At 68.6% G+C, this 2153-nt stretch carries 2 protein-coding genes; one reads left to right on the top strand and one right to left on the bottom strand.

The window, feature by feature from the left end; genetic code table 11:
• Positions 1–141 precede the first annotated feature (141 nt).
• A complete protein-coding gene (mce, locus tag AC07FN_RS45800) occupies positions 142–588 on the bottom strand; it encodes a methylmalonyl-CoA epimerase (protein ID WP_478401366.1) in 447 nt (148 codons plus the stop codon).
• Positions 589–721: 133 nt separating this feature from the next.
• Between mce and AC07FN_RS45795 the strand changes: the two genes are divergently transcribed.
• Positions 722–1729 (top strand): hypothetical protein, encoded by a 1008-nt coding sequence (locus AC07FN_RS45795; protein ID WP_478401365.1) that lies wholly within the window; start codon positions 722–724, stop codon positions 1727–1729.
• The last annotated feature ends 424 nt before the right edge of the window (positions 1730–2153 follow it).

Raw genomic sequence — 2153 nt, 5'->3', positions numbered from 1 at the left:
ACAAATCCCAAACAGGACAGTCGAGACGTCAGTCGTGAGTCGGGTCAGACCCGCCAGCAGCGTCACCACGAACATCATCACTGTCGTGAGTGCTTCGTGCTGCCGTAGCGGCACAAAGCACTCACGACCCGGACCGCGTCCTCAGTGGACTTCGGCTGGTTCGACGAGTTCGACGAGGACGCCGCCGGCGTCCTTGGGGTGCACGAAGTTGATGCGGCTGTTCGCCGTGCCGTGGCGCGGTTCCTCGTAGAGCAGCCGCAATCCCTTGGCGCGGATCGCCGCCATGGCCGCGTCGATGTTCGTCACCCGGTAGGCGAGTTGCTGCAGGCCGGGGCCGTTGCGGTCCAGGAACTTCGCGATCGCCGAATCGTCGCGCAGTGGCGCGATGAGCTGGATCTGCGTCACGCCCGTGGCGTCGCCGGGCGCCCGCATCATCGCTTCGCGCACGCCCTGTTCCTCGTTCACCTCGGTGTGTGCGACTTCTAATCCGAAGGTGTCCCGCTGGAAGGCGATGGCCGCGTCCAGATCGGCCACCGCGATGCCCACGTGATCCACGGCCGTGACCAGGCCGGTTAAGTCCGCTCGCATGCCCGCAGCGTAGCCCGCGACCACATTTTCCGGGAATACCGGCAAATCCGGAAGATCGAATTGCCCCAACGAGCGGAGTCGGGTGACCTTGCTACGCACGAGCATGTGGCTGATTCACCTGAGAGGGGCGAGGATGGCGAAGAAGCAACGCGGGCCGGTTCGCGGGCTCGCGATCCTGACGGCGGTGCTCGGCGTCACCATCGGATTAGGCGTACCCGCCGCGCTGGCCGCCGGCGGCGACGGCGTGCCCAGCGGCGGAGGCGGCGACAATCCGCGCGCGGACCAACTGCGCCGGGACCGGGCCTGGGTCGCGCCCGGACCGCTGGTGTTCGGCACCGAACCGTACGCAGCGGTGAGCGCCGCAGCCGAGGAGGCGGCCGGGGCGGCCGACTGCACGATCAGCGCCAAAGCCGCGACCAACCTGGCGCTGTCCACGACGTGGCCCGAGGTGGCGGGATCCGGCAAGGCGCCGTCGCCGATGACCCTGTCCCGCTACGACGACCAGACCTCCCTCGCCGACCCCGAACAACGAGCCAAGGGCCTGTTCTTCAACCCGGGCGTCGGCATCTGGCAGCTCGACTCGGCCGGGCTCGGCGCCGGGGACACCGCCGCGACCGCCATCGACTCGGTCGGCGCCGCGCAGAAGATGGTGCCGTACATGGTCGGCAAGTTCTGCGACGCGGTCAACGGCGGATCGTCCACCGCACGCGCCCGCGCCACCGCGTGGAAGGACTGGCACGCCTGCGACGCAGGCGCCTGCGAAACGATCTACCAGCGGCTGGAATCCGATGGCGTCACCAAGGACGACAGCGTCACCCGATACGGCGGGGCTCAGCCGCGCGACTGCACCTTCGAGGGCACCAAGTACGACTGCCTGTACGTCGACCCGAGCGAGGCGGAGGGCGAAAAGGCCTGGACCGCCCCCGACTTCGGGCCGGCCCCGGTCCCGGCACCGTTCTACGTCTTCACCTACGCGGAGGGCGGAAAGGACTACGAGGTGCGGTACTGGCTGAAGGCCGACTCCGGCGCGGACACCGACGTGTCGGCCTCCCGGGAACTCGGTGTCAACGCCCGCACGAAGCTGTTCTGGGCCGCCGAAACCAGCCTCTGCGACACCACCACCGGCACCGGCAACTGCTGAGAGCAGGGGAACCTTCCTGTCACGCCCGGCCGTCCACGCGCGGCCGGGCGAGACAGGGCTTGCGAGGAGGGGAACCTTCCTGTCATCCGGCGGCCGGATCGCCGGGGCGGGTGGTGTTGGGAGCATGGGAACTTTCCTGTCACCGGAGCCGGCGACGGGTGAGAGCAGGGGAACCTTCCTGTCATCCGTAGCGCCTGGGTATGGCAGTCGTCACAGGTGGCACCGGGTGCCATCGCGGGTATGGTCCGGAAGCGCCCGCGGGGCCATCATGGTGCTGCGACGCATCGATGACGTGGCAGTCGACGAAGACGCACCGGGAGGCAGTGGTGAGCGGTTCTGTGATCGTGGCGGGGGCGCGTACTCCGATGGGGCGGTTGCTGGGGTCGCTGAAGGATTTCTCGGGTGCGCAGTTGGGTGGGTTCGC

It is taken from the genome of Saccharopolyspora sp. NPDC045941, from assembly GCF_056431445.1.
Note: the sequence above shows the minus strand (reverse complement) of the source record. Positions and strands in the feature narration are given on the sequence as shown.